A 25,077-nucleotide genomic window follows, 5' to 3' on the forward strand; every position below is an offset into this window, starting at 1 on the left:
CTAACGTCTTGAATCTAATGTTTAATTAAAATTTTAATATTATGTCTTTAAGAAATCGCGTGACACTTATCGGTCGCACTGGCAAAGATGCAGAAATTCACACTTTCGAAAATGGATCAAAAAAAGCAAGTGTAAGTCTGGCTACATCAGATTTTTACATTAATCAAAACGGTGAAAAAGTGGAAGAAACGCAATGGCACAATCTCGTGGCATACGGAAAAGTGATTGATATTATTGAGCGTTATGTTCCCAAAGGAAAAGAAATCGCCATAGAAGGCAAAATTATGTACAGAAACTACGAAGACAAAGACGGGGTAAAACGACAAATAACCGAAATCCGAGTTGAAGAAATTCTACTCCTTAGTAATTGAGAATTCAACAAAAAAGCGCAGAATTATTTATCTTCTTCTGCGCTTTCTTGATTTTTTAGTCGGTCGGATATATATTCGATTTGGGTCTTGCCGTGTGCCTTTGGTTTTCCATTTTCATCCAATGAGACCATTACAATTTTATCAATAGTAATGATGGTTTGTTGCGTCATTTTGTTACGAACCTCGCATCGCAAGGTTAAAGATGTGTGACCAAAGCTTACAGGATGCAAGCCGATCTCAATAATATCGCCTTGCTTTGCAGAATCGATAAAATTAATTTCGGACATATATTTGGTAACGGTTTTTGGATTTTCCAGCTGTATAATTGAATATAAAGCAGCTTCTTCATCAATCCATTCCAAAAGACGACCTCCAAAAAGCGTGTGGTTGGGATTAAGATCTTCTGGTTTTATCCATTTTCGTGTGTGGTATTTCATAGTAAGATGATTTGTAGGCAAAACTATGATATTATCTTGGTTTTATCATGTTTTTGTGATGAAGATCTTCTATGATTTTAAGTTTAAAAATAGATGAATAATTAGAAATGAATAACAAATTGAAAGTCTTAGATTATTAGTAACTTTGCTTCCATCAAAAGAAGAATTTTCGACATAATGAAACCGAGTTTAGCAAAAGGAACTAGAGATTTTACGGCACAAGAAGTATTTCGTAGAAAATATATCATCAATAAATTACAAAAGAATTTTGAACTGTTTGGTTTTCAGCCTTTAGAAACACCAAGTTTTGAGAATCTATCGACGCTTACAGGAAAATATGGTGAAGAAGGCGATCGCTTGATTTTTAAAATTCTTAATTCTGGGGATTATGCTGCAAAAACAAAAGATGAAGATTGGACAGCGAAGAATTCGCAAAAATTAATTTCTCAAATTTCAGAAAAAGCACTTCGTTATGATTTGACAGTGCCTTTTGCAAGATTTGTAGCGATGAATCAAGGACAATTAAGCTTCCCTTTCAAACGTTACCAAATTCAACCCGTTTGGCGTGCCGATCGTCCACAAAAAGGGCGTTACAGAGAATTTTATCAATGCGACGCCGACGTTGTTGGAAGCACAAGCCTTTGGCAAGAAGTGGAATTATTGCAATTGTATTTTAAATCTTTTTCAGATTTAAAATTGCCAGTTAGCATCCACATGAACAACCGAAAAATTCTTTCTGGATTGGCAGAATATGCTGGGATTTCTGAGCAACTTATTGACTTTACTGTAGCTTTGGATAAACTGGATAAAATAGGGAAGGACGGTGTTGTGAAAGAAATGCTCGAGAAAAATATCTCTCAGGAAGCTATTGAAAAACTGGATTTTCTTTTTGACCAAAGCGACGATGCGCTAGAAAATTTATTGAAATTAAAAGAGCGCTTCACAAACATTGAAATCGGAATGCAAGGTGTTGACGAGTTAGAATTTGTCATGTTGAAAGCGCGTGATTTGGGTATAGATGCTGAAAGTTTGGTGTTCAATATCACTTTGGCGCGTGGACTGGATTATTATACAGGTGCGATTTTTGAAGTCAAAGCGGATGGCGTTGAGATAGGATCTATCGGTGGCGGCGGTCGTTATGATAATCTTACAGAAGTTTTCGGCGTAAAAGATGTTCCAGGAATAGGGGTTTCTTTCGGTTTGGACAGAATTTATTTAGTTTTGGAAGAATTGGATTTATTCCCAAGTTTTAATGAAAACGGAATTCAGTATTTATTTGCCAACTATGGCGAAAAAGAAGCCATAGAATCCCTGAAAATAATTACGCAATTACGCGAAAAAAATATAGCAGCAGAACTTTATCCTGAAGCCTCAAAGCTAAAAAAACAATTTACTTACGCAGAGAAAAAAGCAATTCCAAGTCTGGTTTTTTTAGGTGAAGAAGAAATTAAAAACGGAACGTTAACGATTAAAAATTTATCAAATGGCGAACAAAAAACAATACGCCAAGATGATTTTTTGAACATCGAATTATAAATAAAATGCCGGCCTCAAAATCATTTCATGTCTTAAATGGTGATTGTTTATTAGAAAATTTACAATATGTTTTTGATAAAAAAAATACAATTGTTTGGAGAGAATGTTTGATAGAAGGTCCTGTTTTGATAAAAAACTTTTGGGCGAACAGAGAGAAATTTATTTTAGAAACTTATTCTGAATGCAAAGGAATTTATAGTCGAAAAGTTATTTCAGAATTTCAAAATTTCCTCAATATCGATGCAAGTTCGGATGTTTATTTTTGGTTTGAAGACGATGTGTTTTGCCAAATAAATTTTTGGTTTTTATTAAGTCAGATTGATGCTAATAAAGAATTGAAGTTACACCGTGTTTTTCCAATACAAGACGAACAATGGAATGGTTTTTCTAGGTTGAAACCTACAGATGCCGAGGTGCTTTTGAAAACTTCCAAACCTATAAAATCAAAAGATTTAGAATTAGGAAAAAAACTTTGGAATGCTTATTCGGAGGAAGATTTTAAAACTTTAGAATTATTAGCTAAAAGTGAAAATCAAATTTTCAGACAACTTGATGAAGTCGTTAAGGCTATTATAAAACTAAAGAGCGGAAATTTAAAAAAAGAGCTAAAACTAATCTATCAAACCGAAAAATCATTTGAAGAAAACTTTAAAATAATCCAATATCATTACGGAATTTATGGTTTTGGAGATTTACAAATCAAAAATCTAATATAATAAAAAAGACGGCATTCGCCGTCTTTTTTATTCTTTTTTTTCAGTTATTGAGCAGATTTTTCAACATCTTGTTTCAATTCCGTCGCTTTATTTTTAACCTGGTCTACCGCATCGTTCGCCTTTGCTTTTAGGTCATTCCCAAATTTCGACAGGTTCTCTTTTGCTGTGTTAATCGTATCTTTCACCTTCTGTTGCTCTTCTGGCGTCGATTTTTTATACTTCCAATATGCCAAAGCGCCCAATCCTAACAAAGCCAATAAGCCATTCTTTTTAGATCCCATAATGTATTGTTTTATAATTATTAAAAAACTAATTTAATTAAATAATACGAAATAATGTGCCAACTATTCATGTGGAAATCATAATAAAAAGTTAAAATTTCGGCGTGCCCCTTTTTGTTTTTTGCTACACCAAAGCTTTGCTAAAAAACAAAAGGGTCGGTCTTCGCGCAGTCGCTGTTTTTTTTTCGAGGCTCCGCTTCGCTGCGCCATCTACACAAAAAACGAGCTCCAACAATGCGCTTCGCCCTCACGCAGGATTTGCCTTTTGTTTGAAAGTTAGATTATTATTTTTGAAAAAATAACAGACTTCTTTTAAATAAACTTATTTAGTTGGATATTTTTGCATTAAAGCTTGTAAAATAGCCCAAGTTTCCAAATCCAAAATACCATCGGTTTTTTCTGGCCTGAAATGATACTGAAAAGCTTCAATAGTTTGTTTGGTTTGTTTATCCCATACTGTTGTACTGTCAAGTTTGTAACCGAATTTATTTAAAGCAGTTTGTATTTTATAAATAAACTGTGGGGTATTGTACTGAGCTAGAAGATCCTCTTGAGTCATACTGTTAAGAAAAGCAAGCTTTGTTGCATCATCATACCACATCCCGATTTGATACTCGTCGTATAATCTTTTCCATGGGAACATTGGCCCAGGATCTTGTTTTCTTGTTGGTGCAATGTCAGAATGTGCCAATATATTAGTTGGCGGAATATTATATCGCGATGCGATATCTTTTACAAGATTCGCGACTTTTTTGATTTGTTTTTCTGGAAAACCTGGAAAGATTTTAGTTCCTGTTGCGTTAGTAGTCCAGCCAGCATTTACGATTTCAATACCAATAGAAATGTCATTTAGGTTTTGGTCTGCTCGCCAATTGCTTACACCTGCATGATAAGCACGTTTATTTTCATCAACCAAAAGATAGATTTCATTATCGTCATAAGAATTTACAAGATAATGTGCACTAACAGACTGTTGTGTTAAGACAGACGCAGATTTATCATTATCAAGAGCGGTGTAGTGTAAAATGACATAGCGTTGACGAAAATTCTGTGCAACAGCAGGGAAATAGGTTTTTACAACTTTATAATGATTAGGTTTCGCTGCAACAATAGAGCCATAACTTATCGTATTGTCATTTTTTGTAATGTCTCCAATATTGACTTTATAAAAGTCCGCTTCTTCTTGTTTGATAGGTGGTTTTATTGGGATAATTGGTTGTGCAGTTGTAATAGGTTTGGGTGTTGCAACAACTTTTTTAGTGTTATTTTGGGAACCGCAAGAAACTAAGCTGATTCCTAATCCTATGACATATAATGAATTACGCATACATGGGGCTTTTATTGTGTTTTACTGTGTCAAAAATATGAAAAAAAATTACAAAAATAATTTGGTAGATATTAAAAAGTGTTCTATATTTGCACTCGCAATTCAGCAGTTAAACGATCATTAAAATTAAATAAAAGTAGGAGGGTTGCCGGAGTGGTTAACGGAGCAGTTTGCTAAACTGTCGACCCGAAAGGGTCGCGTGGGTTCGAATCCCACACCCTCCGCACTTATATTATATTTCGGGGCGTAGCGTAGTCCGGTCATCGCGCCTGGTTTGGGACCAGGAGGTCGCAGGTTCGAATCCTGCCGCCCCGACTTTTTAAAAATAATGAGAGTAATCTCTGGAAGGGTGCGTAGCTCAGCTGGATAGAGCATCTGCCTTCTAAGCAGACGGTCACAGGTTCGAATCCTGTCGCGCTCACAAAAAAACTCACAACTTGTTTGTGAGTTTTTTTATTAAAGTTTCGTTGACCTCGGGGCGTAGCGTAGTCCGGTCATCGCGCCTGGTTTGGGACCAGGAGGTCGCAGGTTCGAATCCTGCCGCCCCGACGGAAAAGCCACTTCAATTTTGAAGTGGCTTTTTTTATTGACGCCGCATCACGTAGATTAAATAAAACAAGAACGGAAGAATAAATAGAGAACCAATTAATAGCGCCCAAGCTAATGCGTTGATTGTTGCTTCTGGAGCTGCTTGGTCTAGTAAAGAATAGTGATTTCCGTTTCCTAATAAAACAATATTTGGATAATGTTGATAGGTCGCTGCAACCAAAATTAAAACCACTTGCAATCCCGCAAATAATCGGATGGGAAGAAGTTTTCGGATTTTCATGCAATAGAAAATTAAACCCAACAAAATCGTTGCAACAACAACGGCTGCCATTCCCAACGGTTTCGAAAATATCCACTGAAATAATGGAATTCCAGAATAATATGCTGCGCCAAAAACCAACGTTCCTGTTAAAACAACTAAGACCATTGCTTTTTTAGATTTTCCAATCATCATCGTTACTTCATCATCACTTCGGCTTTCTCTGATGGAAAGAATACACGCCAAATACGAACAAATCGCAATCGTGAAAAGTCCCACCGCAACACCAAAAAGATTGAGCCAACTAAAAATATAGAGATCCAAAAAGTTGGTTGCATCAGGATTAATTGATGATGAAACGGTTGCTGCTGCAATAATGCCTAGAAAGAAGGGGGTCAACAAACTTGCCGCATAAAATATTCTGGAATACAAAACCTGCCATTGATCTTCTACTGCATCATAATTCCGGAATGTAAAAGCCGTTCCACGAGCGATAATTCCGACCAACATCAATACCAACGGAATATGAAGATAGGTTGAAATTCCAGCATAAATCTGCGGAAAACCTACAAATAAAACCACAATTGCGATAATCAACCACATATGATTGGCTTCCCAAACGGGCGCAATCGCATCGTGCATAATGTCGTGAACTTTCTTTTTCGTGTTTTTTCCAGCAAAAAGTTCGACAATTCCACCACCGAAATCCGCACCTCCAAAAACGACGTACAAACAAACTGAAAGCCATAAAAAGGCGATAACTACGTAGATCATGACTTTTTAGTTTTAGGTGAATAATTTGGATCGGTTGGGTCGTATAATTTTGGAACCATTTTAATTTGTCTTGACAATAAGAACGCTAAAATCATCGCTAAAGTCACGAAAATAAACGTGAAAAAGTAAAATGAATACTGAATTCCGGGCATCGGTGTTACGGCATCAATAGTTTTCATGACACCATAAATTATCCATGGTTGTCGCCCAACTTCGGTTACCGTCCAGCCTGCTTCTAGAGCGATATAACCAAATGGCGTCGCAATAAAAAACATTTTAAGAAACCATTTTTTGGTCATCCATTCTTTCTTTTTGTACAAAGTGAAAAGATAAATTCCTCCCATCAACATCATCACAACACCAAAGAAAATCATAATCTGAAAAGCGTAGTGAACAACGGCAACCGGCGGCCACAAGTCTCTCGGGAAGTCATTCAAACCTTTAACTTCACTATTAAAGTCGCCTGTCGCGAGAAAGCTTAAAACTTTTGGAACTTTAACGGAATATTTTACTTCACCCGTTTTTTCATCAGGAATTCCACCCAAAACGAAGGCGGCACCTTTTTCAGTTTCAAAATGAGCTTCCATCGCGGCTAGTTTGATAGGTTGTCTTTTGGTAACTGACTTCGCCGCGATATCACCACTTAACGGCGCTCCAAAAGCTCCAATCAATGCAAATCCCATTGCAATTCGGAACGCCTTGGTGTGAAACTCGATATTTTTCTTCTTTAAAATTAAATAAGCATGAACACCAGCAACCGCAAATCCAGTCGCGCAAAATGCAGCAACAGTCATGTGGAAAGCTTGCGGAAACCAAGCTTCATTAAACATCGCTTTTATGGGATCAATGTTGATGTATTCACCATTCACAAAATCAAAACCAGCAGGACTATTCATCCAAGCATTGGCGGCTACAACAAGAATTCCTGATGCTAAACCGCTAATCCCAACAATTAGTCCGCAAACCCAATGAAACCATTTGTTTAATCGGTCCCAACCGTATAAGAAGAAACCTAAAGCGATGGCTTCAATAAAAAATGCCGTTCCCTCAAGTGAGAAAGGCATGCCGAAAATGGGACCTGCATGTTCCATAAATTTTGGCCACAATAAACCTAACTCGAAAGAAAGCATCGTCCCTGAAACTGCACCTGTCGCAAAAAGTATTGCAACACCTTTACTCCAAGCTTTGGTGAGGCCTTTGTAGATTTCGCTTCCCGTTTTTAGATATTTCCAATGAGAGTAGGCCATAAGAAAAGGCATTACCATCCCAACACAAGCGAATATGATGTGGAAACCTAATGATAGAGCCATTTGCGACCGAGCCGCGATAAAATCATCCATCCTGTTACTGTTTTGAATGATTAAAGCTAAGAATTATAACTTATTCATACTTACATTATTATGGATTAATTTCAATGATAAATTTCATCTATTAAAATTTAATATATTTATGCAAGTTGACTATATTATTTAACTAATTTTTGGATGCTAAAAACTTTCAAAATCTGATATTTTTTTCCATATCTCTATGTTTTTGTATAATGAAAGAGTAAAAAATATAAATTCAAAAATGCTTCGTGAATTCTTTTCTTAGTTTCGTGAAATAAAATGATACATTCGTAAAGTGACAAGCATAAAATAGTAAGGGTGTTTTTTTCTTTGTGGCAAAATTTAAAACATTTTAACAATGAAAAAACTATTACTCATTTTTGGATCTTGCTTGGCGCAGATGTCCTTGGCTCAAATTCCTGCTTTAAGTCATTCATTTACGAATACTTTGGTTTCTCCAGGTTTTTCTATGGGAAACAATGGAATTGGTTTAGATGAAGACAGAAGTTATGACGCAGCAAAAGCTGCCAAATTAGCTGCTGGTCATGATTTTTTAAAAGTTACTTTAACAACTACTCAAAAAAATGCTTTATTATCCAACGGAACTATATCGCTTTGGTACAAGCATGAAGGCACAGGACAAAGTGCTTTTGGAACTAACAAACCTCTGATTTTTTGGTCCAATGGTGGATACAGTTATTCAGAAGGAATAATGTTGGGACTCAATAGTGCTGGAAGAATTCAGCTTTTGTCTTATCTTGGTAACAATGCAAATAATTCTGCGTCTGGACAAAGTTTTATCAACTTCCCAACTTCGGGTTGGAATCACATAGCAATCAGTTGGACGAATGGACCGAGTTCTAGTCATAGGATGAAAGTTTACCTTAACGGTGTTGAAGTGATCAATGTTAAAAGTCCATTCCAAGGTCTTCCATCTACATCATCGTCGGACATTTTTTTTACAGGATTTAATGCTAATTTCCCTAGTTCGCTTTACGGCAGCATCGATGAAATTAAAGTATATACGGAGCAACTTTCAGACGCACAAATTTTATCACTATTTTCAACTGAGCTTCCTACCAATTGTGTAGTCAATATTCCTGATGCTAATTTCAAAAATGCATTACTAAATTATAATACTCCAAAAATAGATGTTAATAACGACGGAAAAATTCAATGTTTGGAAGCGGAAGCTTTTCAGGGAATTCTAAAACTCAATAATAAAAACATTAGCGATCTTACAGGTTTGGAGGCATTTAAAAATCTTGGTGGACTGCAGGCTGCAGATAATAATATAAGTAAAGTGGATGTAAGTAGCCTTAAAAGATTGAATCACATTTCTGTGACAGGTAATCAATTGACTTCTTTGAATGTTGCCAATGGGAATAACACGAATTTTAATACAATGCTCTCGAACTTAAATAATAACCTTACTTGCATTCAGGTAGATAATCCTAATTACAGTCAAGCCAGTTGGGTAGGAACTTATTTTAGCATTCCTGCGGGAGCTTCATACAGTACCAATTGCGCACCAGCTCCATGTGAGGTGAATATTCCTGATGGTAATTTTAAATTTGCACTACTAAACCATACTCCTACAATTGACACCAATGGTGATGGCAAAATACAATGTACGGAAGCGGAAGCAGTTACTGAAAATTTAGCACTTTCGTTAAAAGGCATCAACAATATGACAGGAATTGAAGCTTTTAAAAATATTAAACAATTATTTTTAAGAGATAATAATTTAACAACTTTAGACCTAAGCGCGAATACAGCTTTGACAAATGTTGATTGCGCACGTAATCAATTAACCAGCATTAACTTGGGTACGAATACAGCTTTGAGGAATTTGTACATTCAAGAGAACCAATTAACAAGTTTAGATGTAAGTGCAAATACGGGATTAAGCAATTTGGTTTTGAACGATAATCATTTAACCAGCATAGATGTAAGTTCAAATACAGCCTTATCCAATCTAGGTTTTGCGAGAAATCAAATTAGCCAAATTAATCTAAGCACAAACTCAGCCTTAATTATATTGGTGACAAGTGATAATCCAATAACAAGTTTAGATCTAAGTTCAAATCCACAATTATATGTTATAGACAGTCAGAATTCGCAATTATCAAGTTTAAATTTAGCGAATGGAAATAACGGTATCATATCGGATCTTTACATTCAAAATAATCCAAATCTTACCTGCGTTCAAGTTGATAATGTTGCTTACAGTATTGCTAACTGGACAGATCCTACTTCTTACATAAAAGACAGCATTGCTAATTACAGTGAAGATTGTAGCTCTACATTAGGAACTAATAATATCGGATCAAAAACAAAAATAGAAGTGTATCCAAATCCAACAAAAGGAATTGCACAATTAAGCGAAGTTGCAGATATACAGGTTTTTGACGCTAGCGGAAGATTAATTCTGACAAAAGATAAAACCAAAGAAGTTGATTTAACATATCTGAAAAGTGGCGTTTATTTTATTAAAACTAAAACGTCTGAAAAACTAATAAAAATTATTAAAGACTAAGCTAATCATACTTTAATAATAGTTAATAACTTTTTTATATTTTTTGGAAGACTGTCCAACGAAAGTTGGACGGTCTTTTCTAAAGAAAATGAATAAATTTAAGCCTGTAATTAACATGTTATCAAGTTTGAGTAAAATTCATAATTTTGAGAAAAACAATTGCCTTGAAATTTCTATTTTTTCTGTTTTGCTCCTTATACTTATTTGGACAATCCAATCCTTATGCTTTTACGCTCAACAAAATCTCTGGTTTGCCATCAGATATGGTGTTTGATGTTAAGCAGGATAGGCAAGGTTTTATCTGGTTGGGGACTGCCAAAGGCATTTTTCGATATGATGGTGTTGAGGTCAAATCTTTTACTAGTGTGGATGTAACGGTAAAATCGGTTTCAAATATTAATCAAGATAAAAAAGGAAGAATTTGGTTTCAAGATTTTAACGGCAATATTTTCTTTGTAGAGGATAATCGGATACAGAGCTTTAAGGCTTATAAAGCAAATGGTTTTCTTAAGTACGCTCTAATTCATGATAAACTTTACATTGCGGGAAAAAAAGGCATTAGGATTTATGATATTAGCAGTTTTCGGTTGCTTAAAGAGATTCCGTTAGATCTTCATACAACTATCCAAACTGTTGCTTTGGAAGATAGTTTTTATACGATTGGAGAAGAAATCCACGTGGTTAATCCACAAAATCAATTAAGGAAATTGACTTTGCCCGCAGATTACACCAAAAAGATTACAGCTCCAATAATCACAACAGATGGGAAAAAGCTTTATGTTTTTTCTAAATTTGATCCAAGTTATTTAGTTATTAATAACGGAGAAAATAGTCTTAAGACTTTGCCTTTTAATGTCGTATTTACTCAAAACGCCAATGTTATCGATCAGGATATTTGGCTGTGTTCTACCAAAGGTTTATATCGATTCAATCCTCAGAATAATACTTATAAACACTATTTTGCAGAAACAAATATATCTTTTATTACCAAAACGGCAGTCGGTAATTTCTGGATTTCTACATTAACCAATGGTGCGTTGTATGTAGAGGATTTTAACTCTGGTTTTATTGCAACACCAACGATTCCTATACGTTTGGTAAATGAGCAAAACAACTTGTTGTTTTCCTCCAATCGCGATGAGATTTTTAGTGTAGATGAATTGTTTAATGTGCAAAGGATTTATAAAGGTAAGACAGATCATGTGATTTCACCTTTGTTTGTTGATCGTAATAATAACCGACTTCTTTTTGCATCTTCAAAATTTATAATTAAATCTCAACACGCTACTTTAGAACATATTATTGCGGTAAAGCAAATTGCGCAGTTGGATGCCAAATATTATGTGATTAGCGCCAGTACTTGGAATGGCATCATCTATACCGATCCAAAACTTAAAAGTGAGTGGGACAAAGAGTTCGGAGCATTAAAGCAACATTCGCAAGATGGGATCTACTTTATACCATTGGTGACTTCAGAAAACGGTAAAAATTGTTTTGTAGATACTAAAGACAATAGCATTTATTTTTTGACTAATTATGGTATAAGACGTTATCATAAAGGCATTACCAAAGATATTCCGAATGATACTAAGAGTGTTTTTATCCAAATGGAAAATCTGGATGGTAAAATCTATCTACTTTCTCAAAATGAAAATTTATATGAGTTAAACTCAGGAAAAGTTCATAAAATTAAACTTCCTAATAAGTTTGAAAATGCGAAAATTCAGAAATTTAAAATTATTGATGATAGCATTTATTTAATAAAAGACAATGTGGTTTATAATTATTTGCCACAACAACAAAAGATAATTCCGGCGTTACACATCCCAAAAGATGTAGAAATTAATGATATTGCAAAGTTCCAGCATCGTTTATTCTTTTCGACTAATAAAGGGATTATTCATATTCCTTATACTAATACATTTGGTTTTCAACCTTTAAAGTTATTTGTAAATAACATAACGGCAAATGGCAAAATTATCCACAACAAGGATTTTGACCAACTGAAATCATCTCAAAATAATATTGAAATTAATTTTGATATTCAGTCAGAAGCACCCAATGCACAATATGAGATTTATTATAAAATGGACGACTCTAACTGGCAAAAGATTTCTAATCTTAACAGACGTCTGGTTTTTTCATCGATTTCTAGCGGCAAACACCACGTTGTTTTAAAAATAGTTCGAGATTCTGAAGTTATTAGCAAAGAGATTTCATTTTATATTTCGCCTCCTTTTTATCTTACATGGTGGTTTTTGGCACTTTTGGGAATAGCTTTGATTTTTGGAATTTATTTCATTTTTAAAACAATTATTAAACGAATCAACTTAGAAAATTCAAAAAAAATAGAAAAACTAAACTTAGAAAAATTAGTCAATCAGAATAAACTTAAATCTCTGAAATCCCAGATGAATCCTCATTTTTTCTTTAATGCACTCAATACTTTACAATCTTATATTGTGGCTAATGAAAAGAAGGAAGCCGTATTCTATCTGTCTAAATTTTCAAAATTAACTCGATCTATCCTTGATATGAGTGACCGAGATAACATCTCCTTAAAAGAAGAAATAGAAACTCTAAAAGTCTACCTCGATTTGGAAAAAGCTAGATTCGATAATGATTTTCAGTATAATATTTTTGTAGATGAGCAATTGGAAAATTCAGATGTTACAATTCCTACCTTGCTTATTCAGCCTTATGTAGAAAACGCCATAAAACATGGGCTTTTACACAAAAATGCGAATAAGAATTTAGAAGTTACTTTTGATAAATTTAATGATATGTTAATGATTAAAATTGAGGATAACGGAATTGGAAGAAAAAGAAGTATGGAACTGAATGCTATAAAAAATAAAAACCATAAATCTTTTGCAACACAATCCTTAGAAGAGCGAATAATGTTGATTAACCATAGCGAGCAATACCAAATTAACATACAATATATTGACAAAAATGACAATCGAGGAACTATAGTCCTTTTAAAAATAAAATCAAGTGATGTGTAACGATATTAATGCAATAATAATTGACGACGAAGAAAGGGCTCGGATGAATCTAAAACTTTTAGTCGAAGAATTCTGTCCTGAGATTAAAATAATTGCCGAATGTAAAAGCCTTTCCGCAGGTGTGAAAACTATTCGCAAAGAAAATCCTGCGCTGGTCTTTCTAGATATCGAAATGCCTGGTCATAGTGGATTAGAACTTTTAGATTTTTTTAATGAATCCGAAGTTAATTTTTCAATTATTTTTGTGACTGCTTATAATAATTACGCCATTAATGCCTTCAAATTATCGGCTGTAGATTATTTACTAAAACCAATCAATCCGCAAGATTTGCAAAACGCCGTTGCTTTATTTCAGAAACGAAAAAATCAAACGGATAATTTGATTGCGCTCAAAACCAATTTAGAACATTCTTTTAATAACAAGATTGCAATTCCAGTTTCCGGAAAAATTATCTTTATGAATATCGAAGATATACTCTATCTAAAAGGGGATGGAGCTTATACGACAATTAATAAAACTGACAGAACAAATTTGTTGGTCTCCCGTAATCTTAAATATTTTGAAGACTTTTTTAAAGATAATAACAGCTTGATGCGTGTCCATCGGTCTTATATTGCTAATCTTAGCCATATAGGAAGTTTGGGAAAAAAAGATGGTGCATATATCGAATTTCTGAATGGCGATTGGATTCCCATTGCTAATGATAAGTTACAAGAAATACTAAATAAAGTGAATTTCATGAAGAAATAATTTATAATGCTAAGGGATATTTTAAGGTATTATCGAATAACTTTGAAGTCAAATTTCATCTATTAAAATATAATTTATTTATGCAAGTTGACTATATTATTTAACTAATTTTTGGATGCTAAAAACTTTCAAAACCCGAAAATTTTCACGATATTTGTAGGTCTTTGCACAGCGCAAAAATTAAAAATTTTATATGAGTCAAAAACAATATACAGCAAGTAGTATTCAGGCATTGGAAGGAATGGAGCACGTACGTATGCGTCCTTCGATGTACATTGGTGATGTGGGCACTAGAGGTCTTCACCATTTGGTTTATGAAGTAGTGGACAACTCTATTGATGAGGCTTTGGCAGGTTATTGTGATACAATTACGGTAACCATCAAAGAAGGCAACGGAATCGAGGTGACCGATAATGGTCGTGGTATTCCGGTTGACTTTCACGAAAAGGAGCAAAAATCAGCTTTGGAGGTTGTAATGACCAAAATTGGAGCAGGAGGGAAGTTCGATAAAGATTCGTATAAAGTTTCGGGAGGTTTACATGGCGTTGGGGTATCGTGTGTTAACGCGCTTTCTAACGACATGATTACGACGGTTTTCCGGGACGGAAATGTGTATCAACAACATTATCAAAGAGGAAAAGCTCTAGAAGATGTTAAGCAAGTAGGAAATACTGACAAGCGTGGAACAATGCAGTTTTTCCAACCTGATGATACTATTTTTACAGAATTAGTTTATAACTATGATACTTTAGCGAATCGTCTTCGCGAACTTTCTTATCTTAATAAAGGTATTACAATTACTTTAACAGACGAAAGACTTACACTAGAAGATGGTAGTTTCAAAACAGAAATTTTCCATTCAGAAGGAGGCCTGAAAGAATTCGTTGAATTTATCGATGGCAGTCGCGAGTCTATCATGGAGAATGTTATCTTCATGGAAGGCGAAAGAGAAGGTATTCCTGTAGAGGTTGCAATGCGTTACAACACTTCGTTTAATGAGAATTTACATTCTTATGTTAACAATATCAACACGCACGAAGGTGGTACACACTTAGCAGGTTTCCGCAGAGCATTAACGAGAACTTTAAAAAAATATGCAGACGAGCTAGGTCTTCCTGCAAAAGAAAAAGTTGAAGTTACAGGTGACGATTTCCGTGAAGGTCTTACAGCAGTTATTTCTGTTAAAGTAATGGAACCTCAGTTCGAAGGTCAAACCAAAACAAAACTTGGAAACTCAGAAGTTTCTGGTGCGGTTGATAAAATAGTTGGTGAAATGTTAACCAACTTTTTAGAAGAGCATCCTACAGAAGCTAAAATAATTGTACAAAAAGTGGTTTTAGCAGCTAAAGCAAGACAAGCTGCGAAGAAAGCACGCGAAATGGTACAACGTAAATCACCAATGGGTGGTTCTGGATTGCCAGGGAAATTATCAGATTGTTCGTCCAAAGATCCTGCAGAATCAGAATTATTCTTAGTAGAGGGAGATTCCGCAGGTGGAACGGCAAAACAAGGTCGTGACCGTCATTTCCAAGCTATCTTGCCATTGAGAGGTAAGATTTTGAATGTCGAAAAATCTATGCTTCACAAAGTTTATGATAACGACGAGATCAAAAATATATACACCGCTTTAGGTGTTAGCGTTGGGACAGAAGAAGATTCTAAAGCTTTAAATATCGCAAAACTTCGTTATCATAAAATCGTGATTATGACCGATGCCGATATCGATGGTTCTCACATTTCGACTTTGATTTTGACATTCTTTTTCCGATATATGAAAGAATTGATTGAGAATGGTTACGTTTACATCGCACAACCACCTTTATATTTATTAAAGAAAGGAAACAAAAAAGTCTATGCTTACAACGAAAAAGAACGCGAAGCTTTGACGCTAGAGATGTCGCCAGACGGAAAAGGTGTAGAAGTACAACGTTACAAAGGTCTTGGGGAAATGAATCCTGAGCAGCTTTGGGACACAACGCTTAATCCAGAACATAGAACGCTTAAGCAAATTACAATCGAAAATGCTGTAGAAGCAGATAGTGTTTTCTCAATGTTAATGGGCGATGAGGTGCCACCAAGAAGAGAGTTTATCGAAAAAAATGCAGTTTATGCACGTATCGATGTTTAATTAAATTTTAAACTTAAAAATAGAAATTATACTAAACCTTCCTGTTTTGGAAGGTTTTTTGTTGTCAAACGAAAAAAAATATTATATGAAAAATTTGTTTACAATCTTTGCTATTTCTATGCTTGCATTTACAAGTTGTACAAAAAAAGAAGCCACTCAGATTCAGGTTAACACAAAAGATTCTGTCGCTACAGGAAAATCTTTCGCCGTTGATTCAATCAAAATTTCGGATTCTATTAAAAAGTCAGCCAATATCACGTTGGCTTATGAAAATTCGATTTTGGTTTTTCCAGGCATCGAAGATAAAAGTCTGTTCGACAGCATCTATAACCCAACCGGCCTCAAGGCAAAAGACTTTTCTCAAGATGCTTTAAAATTAACATTAGAACAAGACAGAACCGACTTCTACAAAGGTTTTGACAATGCAGATTACGAGCCCTCTTCTCGCCAAACTTGGGATAATACTTCTAACATGACTGTGTTTAGCAATCAGTCCGATGTATTGACTTTGCGTTATACAACAAGCGGTTATACAGGCGGCGCACACGGATTTTATAATGAAATTTATAAAGTTTTTGACCTTAAAAATAAAAAAAGTATTAATCTGGAAGATGTGGTGAAAAATCCAAAAGATAAAGCTTGGGAAAAATTGTTGATGGACAGTTTTATAAAAAATGATAAAGATGATCAAAAAGCGATGTTGCTCGAGAAGACGATCCCGCTGAACCATAATTTCTATTTCGGAAATAACAGCATCACTTTTGTTTATAATCAATACGAAATTACCGCTTATGCAGCAGGTTTGGTGTATATAAGCTTGCAATATGACGACATCAAAGATTATTTGAAGCCAGAATTTTTACAACGAATTGCGCATTAATAATTAAATAAATTTAACTTAACTTTGCAATACGTCAAACTCCGATTATTCGGAGTTTTTTATTAAATATTACATGAAAACAGCGTATATCATTAATCCTTTTTCAGCAAAAAAAAATTATCAAAACTTTTTGACAGGGCTTAAATCCAAAGTTGAAAATCCTTTAGTTTTGGTGTCAAAATCTATCGAAGATAGTTTTAATTTTATAAAAGAAAACTGGGACGATGTAGATGTTTTTGTAGCTATTGGCGGCGATGGGACGATCTCTACAGTAGCGAGTAAGTTGGTAAATACAGATAAAATTTTAGCTGTTTTTCCAGCAGGTTCGGGTAATGGTTTTTCTAATGAAACCAACTTTTCTAAAAACATTGATAAACTTTTAAAAAAATTAGAAAATCGAGAATTCAAGTTAGTAGATTCATTTATGATAAATAATAATTTATCGATAAATGTTTCTGGTGTTGGCTTGGACGGAAATATTATCGAAGGTTTTGAACATTCCAAACGTGGCTTTAGCAGCTACATCAAAATCACTGTTGAGAAGTATTTTAAATTTAAACCTATTAAAGTCAAGTTTGAAGAAAAATATAAAAACTTCGATGGCGAATATATGATGGTTAATGTTGCCAACACACGACAGTTTGGGAACAATGCTTATATCGCACCACAAGCCGATATGTCCGATGGTAAAGTCGAATTGGCTTTGGTAAAAAAGTTTCCGCTGCCAGCAGGATTAACATTTGCTTATCAAATGTTTACTAAAAGCTTAAAACCAGGCAAATATTTGCAATACATTTCGACTTCCGAAATTTCGTTTTCTGTCGATTCCGAGGCATGGCATCTCGATGGCGAATATTATAGAATAAAATCTCCAATCCACATCCGAGTGCTTCCCCAAAGTTTACGAATATTAATATAGAATTTTAGTCGAAAGCTGTATCTTTGAGCGACAAAGCCTTTCTATGCGCAACAAACTCAAAATTATCAACGATCCAGTCCATGGTTTTATAAAAATTCCACATGAGATTCTTTATGATATTATCGAACATCATTACTTCCAAAGACTCCGCAGAATTTCTCAAACGGGATTATTGTCTTTGGTATTTCCAGGGGCAAAACATACGCGCTTTCATCATGCTTTGGGCGCGATGCATTTGATGTTTACAGCATTAGAAACTTTAAAATTAAAAGGTGTTTCTGTTTCTAAAGAAGAAGAAAAAGCGGCATTGTTGGCGATTTTGTTACACGATGTTGGACATGGACCTTTTTCTCACGCTTTAGAAAACCGATTGATGGATAATTGGCATCACGAAAAATTGTCTTTGCTGTTGATGACAAAACTAAACGAAGAATTTTCTGGTGAACTTAGTTTGGCGATAGAAATGTTCAAAGGTCAGTATTCTCGTAAGTTTTTCAACCAATTGATTTCATCACAATTGGATGTCGATCGTTTGGATTACCTCAAACGAGATAGCTTCTACACGGGCGTTGCCGAGGGTAATGTTAATACACAGCGTATTATTTCGATGCTTAATGTTAGCAACGATGAGTTGGTGGTCGATTCCAAAGGCATTTATTCCATAGAGAATTATTTAACGGCAAGAATGTTCATGTATTGGCAGGTTTATTATCACAAAACCGCGGCTTTATCAGAACATCTGTTGGTCAAAATTTTAGGCCGAGCCAAAGCTTTGGTTTCAGAAAAAAAAGACTTGGATGCGCCGAAGTATCTTAAATATTTTTTGGAAAATCAACATTTCGAAGAACAGAACGAACTCAATATCAAAAACTTTACAATGCTCGACGATATGGATGTTTTTCAGGCAATAAAAGCTTGGACAGAATCCGATGATTTTGTATTGTCTTATCTTTGCAAAACCGTTATCTATCGTAATTTTCCGAAGACGATGTCCTCCTCACAATATTTCTCAGAAGATTTTATACAGACCAAAATTGAGAAAACCAATCGTTTTTTTAACATCGATAATGGACACGAATTGGTCGATCAAATTTCGAGAAGTTTGCTGCCTTATGACACCGAAAAACAACCGATATTTCTTCTGGATAAATCCGGTAAAAAGTTAAAATTGGAAGATTCTGAAAACCAAATACTTTCGTCGTTCATTAATCAACCGAACACGAAATATATATTGTCTTTCCCAAGAGAGATTTTATAAATTTGGGCAATTCTTGCAAATCCTAAGCATTTCCAAGGCTTTTTGCAAGACCGGGCTATTCGCTGTATCTTTTTTGCAAAGACTTTAGCTTCGCAAGTCCTTTCAAAAAAGGATGCCGCTGCTATCCCTATCGCAATTGTTCAGTATGATTGGTCTTATTAAATTAAAAATAATCAAGATTTGACAATTTTGTAAAAAAAATAATTTTCTAGTACTCATAAAACAGAAATTATTATCTTTGCACGATATGGAATTTACTGTAGAGCAAATTGCAAACTTTATTAATGGTAGAATCATCGGTGATAAGTCAACAATTATTACTGGCGTTTCTCCTATAGAAGATGGCCAAAAAGGTCATTTGTCTTTTATTGCACAAGAGCGTTTTGCTCATTTTATTGATACAACAGACTGTTCAGTACTGATAGTTTCAGAAAAACTGTTAAAGCCAGACCATACTTATCCTTCAGTTATTATTGTTGTGGAAGATGCATACTTGTCTTTTCAGGTTCTTATGAATCTTTATAACGATCTCAAAAAGAAAAAGTCCGGAATAGAACAACCTTCCAATATTAGCCATTCTGCAGTGGTGGGTTCGGATGTTTATATCGGTGCGTTTACGTATATTTCTGACAAAGCTGTTATCGGCGATAATACCCAAATCTATCCACAAGTATATATCGGAAAAGCAGTGAAAATTGGAAAAAATTGCAAAATCGATTCAGGCGCTCGGATATATGACGGTTGCATCATCGGTGATAACTGTATTGTACATTCTAATACAGTGATAGGTGGTGATGGTTTTGGTTTTCAACTAAGTGCTGAAGGTTTTAAAAAAATTCCACAATTAGGAAATGTTATCATAGAAGATGATGTTGAGATAGGATCTAATTGTAGCATCGACAGGGCGACAATTGGTTCAACCATTATTGGAAAAGGTACCAAGATCGATAACCTTATTCAGATTGCTCATAATGTGAGAATTGGCCAAAACAATGTTATTGCAGCACAAGCTGGGATTGCAGGCTCTACCAAAATTGGAGATTGGAACCAGATTGGCGGTCAAGTCGGAATTGTTGGACATATCGAAATTGGAAATCAAGTTAAAATCCAAGCGCAAAGTGGCGTAAATAGTAATGTGAAAGATAAAGAAATACTTTATGGTTCTCCGGCGATTTTGGCAGGTGACTACCGTAGAAGTTATGTTCATTTTAGAAACTTTACTGACATCGTTGAAAGAATTAATAATTTAGAAAATAACAAAAAATAAAATTTGTTAAAAAAATATCTTTGTAATGAGTGATAAACAAAAAACTATACAAGAGGACATTCAGCTCTCGGGTATAGGACTACACACAGGAAAAGAAGTTAATCTTACCATAAAACCTGCAAAAGAAAATACAGGTTTTGTGTTTGTAAGGACAGACCTAGAAGGTCGTCCACAAGTAGAAGCAGATGTCAATTATGTAACAACGACAGAGCGCGGTACAACCCTAGAAAAATTAGGCGTAAAAATCCATACTTGCGAACATCTTTTAGCAGCATTAGTCGGGATGGATCTTGACAATGTTATTATGGAGATGGACAGTTCGGAACCACCAATTTTAGATGGATCTTCAAAATATTTTGTAGAAGCGATCGAAAAAGCAGGTATTGAAGAACAAAATGCAGTGAGAGAATATTTGGTAATCAAAGAAGTCTTGAGCTATGTTGACACCAACTCAGGTTCCGAAATTACCATTATACCTTCCGAAAACTACGAAGTCACAACAATGGTTGACTTTGGAACAAAAGTTTTAGGAACGCAAAATGCAAGTCTTAAAAATATTTCTGAGTTCAAAGACGAAATTTCTTCAGCAAGAACTTTTAGTTTTTTGCATGAGCTAGAACAATTATTAGATCATAACCTTATCAAAGGTGGTGATATCAGCAATGCAATCGTATATGTTGATAAAGAATTAACACCAGAAACCACAGAAAAGTTAAAAGTAGCTTTCGGTAAAGATGATGTTTCTATTCGTCCAAATGGGATTTTGGATAACCTAAATCTTAATTTTCCTAACGAAGCTGCCCGTCACAAACTTTTGGATGTTATTGGCGATTTAGCTTTGGTAGGTGTCAAAATTAAAGGCCGTGTTATCGCAAACAAACCTGGACATTTTGTTAACACCCAGTTTGCTAAGAAACTTAACAGACAATGGAAATTACAAAAAAAGAAAAACGTTCCAGATTTTGATTTAACAAAAGAACCCGTTTTTGATATTAATGGTATTATGAAATTAATGCCACACCGACCACCGTTTTTGTTACTAGATAAGGTTTTAGAATTATCCGATACCCACGTTGTAGGTCTTAAAAATGTAACCATGAACGAGCCTTTCTTTGTGGGACATTTTCCTAAAGAACCAGTAATGCCAGGTGTTTTACAAGTAGAAGCTTTGGCACAAGCGGGAGGGATTTTGGTATTAGCAAGCGTGCCAGATCCAGAAAACTATTCAACTTATTTTATAAAAATAGACAAAGTAAAATTCAAGAGAAAAGTAGTTCCAGGAGATACTTTAATTTTTAAAATTGAATTGATAGAGCCTATCAGACGCGGAATAGTTCATATGCAAGGTTATGGCTATGTTGGTGATACAGTAGCATTGGAAGCAGAACTTATGGCACAAGTTGCAAAAAATAAAATAGACTAAATGGTACATCAGTTAGCAGTCGTCGACAAACGTGCAAAAATAGGTAAAAACGTAGTTGTAGAACCTTTCACAACAATAGCCGGAGATGTAGAAATTGGAGAAGGAACTTGGATTGGATCAAATGTCACCATAATGGATGGAACCAGAATTGGTAAAAATTGTAAAGTTTTTCCAGGAGCTGTCCTAGGAGGTATTCCCCAAGATCTAAAATTCGATGGTGAGGATACTTTTGTATATATCGGAGACAACACCGTTATCCGAGAAGCAGTCACTGTTAACCGCGGTACAAAAGCATTAGGCTATACCAAGGTGGGTAACGATTGCCTCATTATGGCAACAGCCCATGTAGCTCATGATTGTGTCCTTGGGAACAATGTGATAATCGCTAATGCGTGTGGTATTGCAGGGCATGTTGAGATTGGAGATTTTGTTGTAATGGGCGGACTAAGTGCGGTACAACAATTCGGTAAAATCGGAAAACATGTGATGATATCAGGCGGATCATTGATTCGGAAAGATATTCCACCATATGTAAAAGTTGCGAGAGATCCCATTTCCTATGCCGGAATTAACTCTGTAGGACTTAGAAGAAGAGGATTTAGCAATGATAAAATTTTTGAAATTCAGAAAATTTATCGTGCCATTTTCCAAATGAAGATGAATACCACACAAGCAATAGAGCATATCGAGAAAGAAATGTTACCAACCGCCGAACGCGACGAGATTATCACATTTATCCAAAACTCGCCAAGAGGTATCGTTAAAGGCTATGGTTCTTCTAAAGAATAAATTAACAAACAAGAAATTATTAAATATTAATGGCAACAACAGCTGATATTAGAAAAGGTCTTTGTATTGAATACAGCAACGACATTTACAAGATTATCGATTTTCAACACGTAAAACCAGGAAAAGGTCCAGCTTTCGTAAGAACAAAACTTAAAAGCGTAACCAACGGAAAAGTTCTTGATAACACTTTTTCTGCAGGTCACAAAATTGATGAAGTTAAAGTGATTACTAGAAAGTTTCAATACCTTTATGATGACGAAAACGGTTTCCACTTCATGAACAACGATGATTTCTCTCAAATCTACATCAACAAAGAAATGATTGAAAACGCACAATTCATGAAAGCAGGTGAAGAAGTGACGATTATCTTGAAAGAAGCTGACGAAACGCCACTTTCTGCGGAGATACCACTAACAGTATTTTTGGATGTTGTAGAAGCCGATCCAGGAGTTAAAGGTAACACAGCTACCAACGCTCTTAAAAATGCTATCGTGGAAACAGGAGCTAGAGTTTTGGTTCCGTTGTTTATCGAAGCAGGTGATAAGATTAAAGTTAATACGGAAGATGGCTCCTACATCGAACGTGTAAAATAAATATTGTAAAGCGTTTTGGAAATCAAAACGCTTTTTTTATAAAATAAAAGAGATGACCTTTAGCCAACCACAGACGCTTAAGTCTATTGCTGATTTTATTCAAGCTAAATATATAGGTTCCGATGATTTTAAAATTTTAGGAACTAATGAAATTCACCGTGTTAAAGCTGGTGAAATTGTCTTTGTCAACCATCCCAAATATTATGATAAAGCACTCAACTCGGAGGCCACGATTATTCTAATCGATAAAGAAGTTGACTGTCCAGAAGGTAAAGCACTTTTAATTTCTGATGATCCTTTCAGAGATTTTAATAAAATTAATCTTCATTTTTCGACAATTTCAGACTTTTTTGGTGATATTTCAAAACCAGAGATTGGTGAAAATTCAAAAATTCATCCAAGTGTCGTAATCGGCAATAATGTTAAAATCGGAAAAAATTGCATTATTTATCCTAATGTTGTCATTGGTGATGATACGGTTATCGGAGATAATGTCTTTATCCAAGCCAATACAGTTTTGGGTGGCAATGCTTTTTACTACAGAAAACTTTATGGCAACTATGATCGATTAATCTCCGTAGGCAATGTTGTTGTTGAAGACAATGTTCAGATTGGAGTAGGTTGTACGATTGATCGTGGTGTGACAGATATTACCGTAATAGGAGAGGGCAGTATTTTGGATAACCAAATCCAGATTGGCCACGATACAGTAATCGGGAAAAGATGCTTAATAGCTTCTCAGACGGGGATTGCAGGTTGTTGTATTATAGAAGATGATGTTACAATTTGGGGACAGGTTGGTATGGCGTCTGGGCTTACAATAGAATCTGGTACGGTGTTATTGGCCAAAACAGGCGTTAACAGAAATCTTAAAAAGGGAACTTATTTTGGCGCTATTGCAGAAGAATTCCGAGATTATTTAAAAAAAGAAGTTAAGCTCCGCAATCTCTAAATTAATTCTAAGAGAAAAAACAAAAATCAGTATTCAATTTTCAAGAATATTAACTATTTTTGTGTTTTATCAAAATCATTGAAAATTTAAAAAAATAAAAATAAAATGTCAGTATTAGTAAACAAGGATTCTAAGGTAATCGTACAAGGTTTTACAGGTAACGAAGGAACGTTCCATGCAGGTCAAATGATTGAATACGGAACTAATGTTGTTGGTGGGGTAACACCAGGAAAAGGTGGAACAGAGCATCTAGGTAGACCAGTATTCAATACAGTGGCAGATGCAGTTACAAAAGCAGGCGCTAACGTTAGTATTATCTTTGTACCACCAGCATTTGCCGCAGATGCTATTATGGAAGCAGCCGAAGCTGGTATCAAAGTTATCGTTTGTATTACAGAAGGAATTCCTGTTGCGGACATGGTAAAAGTTAAAGAATATATCAACGATAAAGATGCACGTCTTATTGGACCTAACTGCCCAGGTATCATTACTTCTGATGAAGCTAAAATCGGCATTATGCCAGGTTTCGTTTTCAAAAAAGGAAAAGTCGGTATCGTTTCTAAATCTGGTACTTTAACTTATGAAGCTGCAGACCAAGTTGTAAAAGCAGGTTACGGTGTTTCTACGGCAATCGGTATTGGTGGTGACCCAATTATCGGAACAACAACGAAAGAAGCTTTAGAATTATTCATCAACGATCCAGAAACAGAAGCAGTAGTTATGATTGGAGAAATTGGTGGATCTCTAGAAGCAGAAGCAGCAAGATGGTACAGAGACAGCGGCTCAAAAAAACCAGTTGTAGGTTTCATCGCTGGACAAACTGCACCTAAAGGAAGAACTATGGGACACGCTGGAGCGATCGTGGGTGGTGCTGAAGATACAGCACAAGCTAAAATGGCAATTATGGCAGAATGCGGTATCAATGTAGTAGATTCTCCTGCTGAGATTGGCGCAACAGTAGCTAAAGTTTTAGGATAAATTATTACAAAAAC

At 35.1% G+C, this 25,077-nt stretch carries 21 protein-coding genes and 4 tRNA genes; 20 read left to right on the forward strand and 5 right to left on the reverse strand.

All coding sequences use genetic code 11. From position 1 onward, the window contains the following. Positions 1-41 precede the first annotated feature (41 nt). Positions 42-371, forward strand: coding sequence for a single-stranded DNA-binding protein (locus G6R40_RS14755; protein WP_165137291.1), 330 nt, complete (start codon positions 42-44; stop codon positions 369-371). 23 nt (positions 372-394) lie between these two features. Here G6R40_RS14755 and G6R40_RS14760 read toward each other — a convergent pair whose 3' ends face one another. After that, a complete protein-coding gene (locus G6R40_RS14760; RefSeq protein WP_165137292.1) occupies positions 395-808 on the reverse strand; it encodes an acyl-CoA thioesterase in 414 nt (137 codons plus the stop codon). Between the two features lie 177 nt (positions 809-985). Between G6R40_RS14760 and hisS the strand changes: the two genes are divergently transcribed. Next, positions 986-2,344 (forward strand): histidine--tRNA ligase, encoded by a 1,359-nt coding sequence (gene hisS, locus G6R40_RS14765; RefSeq protein ID WP_165137293.1) that lies wholly within the window; start codon positions 986-988, stop codon positions 2,342-2,344. A gap of 5 nt (positions 2,345-2,349) precedes the next feature. Beyond that, on the forward strand, positions 2,350-3,060 hold the full coding sequence (locus tag G6R40_RS14770; protein WP_165137294.1) for a hypothetical protein: 711 nt from the start codon (positions 2,350-2,352) through the stop codon (positions 3,058-3,060). Positions 3,061-3,104: 44 nt separating this feature from the next. On the opposite strand, the gene G6R40_RS14775 is transcribed toward G6R40_RS14770, so the two are convergent. Together G6R40_RS14775 and G6R40_RS14780 are read right to left on the reverse strand one after the other, a co-directional pair. Continuing rightward, entirely contained in the window at positions 3,105-3,341 is a 237-nt protein-coding gene (locus G6R40_RS14775; RefSeq protein WP_165137295.1) for a YtxH domain-containing protein, read from the reverse strand. Positions 3,342-3,663: 322 nt separating this feature from the next. After that, entirely contained in the window at positions 3,664-4,668 is a 1,005-nt protein-coding gene (locus G6R40_RS14780) for an N-acetylmuramoyl-L-alanine amidase (RefSeq protein WP_165137296.1), read from the reverse strand. Positions 4,669-4,807: 139 nt separating this feature from the next. On the opposite strand from G6R40_RS14780, the gene G6R40_RS14785 reads away from it, so the two are divergent. The 4 genes from G6R40_RS14785 to G6R40_RS14800 all read left to right on the forward strand — a co-directional run bounded on the left by G6R40_RS14785 (position 4,808) and on the right by G6R40_RS14800 (position 5,217). Beyond that, positions 4,808-4,892, forward strand: a tRNA-Ser gene (locus G6R40_RS14785). A gap of 16 nt (positions 4,893-4,908) precedes the next feature. Continuing rightward, a tRNA-Pro gene (locus G6R40_RS14790) sits at positions 4,909-4,983 on the forward strand. Positions 4,984-5,015: 32 nt separating this feature from the next. Continuing rightward, positions 5,016-5,089 (forward strand) — tRNA-Arg (locus tag G6R40_RS14795). A gap of 53 nt (positions 5,090-5,142) precedes the next feature. Then, positions 5,143-5,217: transfer RNA gene (locus G6R40_RS14800), tRNA-Pro, on the forward strand. 34 nt (positions 5,218-5,251) lie between these two features. On the opposite strand, the gene G6R40_RS14805 is transcribed toward G6R40_RS14800, so the two are convergent. Both G6R40_RS14805 and G6R40_RS14810 read right to left on the reverse strand, forming a co-directional pair. Beyond that, on the reverse strand, positions 5,252-6,250 hold the full coding sequence (locus tag G6R40_RS14805; RefSeq protein ID WP_165137297.1) for a cytochrome d ubiquinol oxidase subunit II: 999 nt from the start codon (positions 6,248-6,250) through the stop codon (positions 5,252-5,254). Next, positions 6,247-7,590, reverse strand: a complete 1,344-nt coding sequence (locus tag G6R40_RS14810) for a cytochrome ubiquinol oxidase subunit I (protein ID WP_165137298.1) — start codon at positions 7,588-7,590, stop codon at positions 6,247-6,249. The genes G6R40_RS14805 and G6R40_RS14810 overlap by 4 nt, the downstream gene beginning before the upstream one ends. 346 nt (positions 7,591-7,936) lie before the next feature. On the opposite strand from G6R40_RS14810, the gene G6R40_RS14815 reads away from it, so the two are divergent. The 13 genes from G6R40_RS14815 to sucD all read left to right on the forward strand — a co-directional run bounded on the left by G6R40_RS14815 (position 7,937) and on the right by sucD (position 25,063). Beyond that, complete coding sequence (locus G6R40_RS14815) at positions 7,937-10,117, forward strand: LamG domain-containing protein (protein WP_165137300.1); 2,181 nt, start codon at positions 7,937-7,939, stop codon at positions 10,115-10,117. 164 nt (positions 10,118-10,281) lie between these two features. Then, complete coding sequence (locus G6R40_RS14820; RefSeq protein WP_228455874.1) at positions 10,282-13,125, forward strand: histidine kinase; 2,844 nt, start codon at positions 10,282-10,284, stop codon at positions 13,123-13,125. Continuing rightward, complete coding sequence (locus tag G6R40_RS14825) at positions 13,118-13,876, forward strand: LytR/AlgR family response regulator transcription factor (RefSeq protein WP_165137311.1); 759 nt, start codon at positions 13,118-13,120, stop codon at positions 13,874-13,876. Before G6R40_RS14820 ends, G6R40_RS14825 begins: the two co-directional genes overlap by 8 nt. Positions 13,877-14,069: 193 nt before the next feature. Further along, on the forward strand, positions 14,070-16,004 hold the full coding sequence (gene gyrB, locus G6R40_RS14830) for a DNA topoisomerase (ATP-hydrolyzing) subunit B (protein ID WP_165137314.1): 1,935 nt from the start codon (positions 14,070-14,072) through the stop codon (positions 16,002-16,004). Positions 16,005-16,089: 85 nt separating this feature from the next. Beyond that, a complete protein-coding gene (locus G6R40_RS14835; protein WP_165137317.1) occupies positions 16,090-16,884 on the forward strand; it encodes a DUF3298 and DUF4163 domain-containing protein in 795 nt (264 codons plus the stop codon). Positions 16,885-16,957: 73 nt separating this feature from the next. Further along, a complete protein-coding gene (locus G6R40_RS14840; RefSeq protein WP_165137320.1) occupies positions 16,958-17,803 on the forward strand; it encodes a diacylglycerol/lipid kinase family protein in 846 nt (281 codons plus the stop codon). A gap of 43 nt (positions 17,804-17,846) precedes the next feature. Further along, complete coding sequence (locus G6R40_RS14845; RefSeq protein WP_165137323.1) at positions 17,847-19,061, forward strand: HD domain-containing protein; 1,215 nt, start codon at positions 17,847-17,849, stop codon at positions 19,059-19,061. A 247-nt stretch (positions 19,062-19,308) separates the two neighbouring features. Further along, positions 19,309-20,328, forward strand: a complete 1,020-nt coding sequence (gene lpxD, locus G6R40_RS14850; protein WP_165137326.1) for a UDP-3-O-(3-hydroxymyristoyl)glucosamine N-acyltransferase — start codon at positions 19,309-19,311, stop codon at positions 20,326-20,328. Between the two features lie 25 nt (positions 20,329-20,353). Further along, positions 20,354-21,751, forward strand: coding sequence for a bifunctional UDP-3-O-[3-hydroxymyristoyl] N-acetylglucosamine deacetylase/3-hydroxyacyl-ACP dehydratase (locus tag G6R40_RS14855; protein WP_165137329.1), 1,398 nt, complete (start codon positions 20,354-20,356; stop codon positions 21,749-21,751). Continuing rightward, a complete protein-coding gene (gene lpxA / locus G6R40_RS14860; protein WP_165137332.1) occupies positions 21,752-22,540 on the forward strand; it encodes an acyl-ACP--UDP-N-acetylglucosamine O-acyltransferase in 789 nt (262 codons plus the stop codon). Between the two features lie 29 nt (positions 22,541-22,569). Continuing rightward, positions 22,570-23,133: an elongation factor P gene (gene efp / locus G6R40_RS14865; protein ID WP_165137335.1), complete on the forward strand. Its 564-nt coding sequence runs from the start codon at positions 22,570-22,572 to the stop codon at positions 23,131-23,133. Between the two features lie 52 nt (positions 23,134-23,185). Then, positions 23,186-24,085, forward strand: a complete 900-nt coding sequence (locus G6R40_RS14870) for an LpxD N-terminal domain-containing protein (protein WP_165137338.1) — start codon at positions 23,186-23,188, stop codon at positions 24,083-24,085. Between the two features lie 105 nt (positions 24,086-24,190). Continuing rightward, the gene (sucD, locus tag G6R40_RS14875) at positions 24,191-25,063 is read left to right on the forward strand and encodes a succinate--CoA ligase subunit alpha (protein WP_165137341.1); all 873 of its coding nucleotides are present in this window, start codon (positions 24,191-24,193) and stop codon (positions 25,061-25,063) included. Positions 25,064-25,077 lie beyond the last annotated feature (14 nt).

Origin of the sequence: Chryseobacterium sp. POL2 (assembly GCF_011058315.1) — a bacterium.
Taxonomy (GTDB): domain Bacteria; phylum Bacteroidota; class Bacteroidia; order Flavobacteriales; family Weeksellaceae; genus Soonwooa.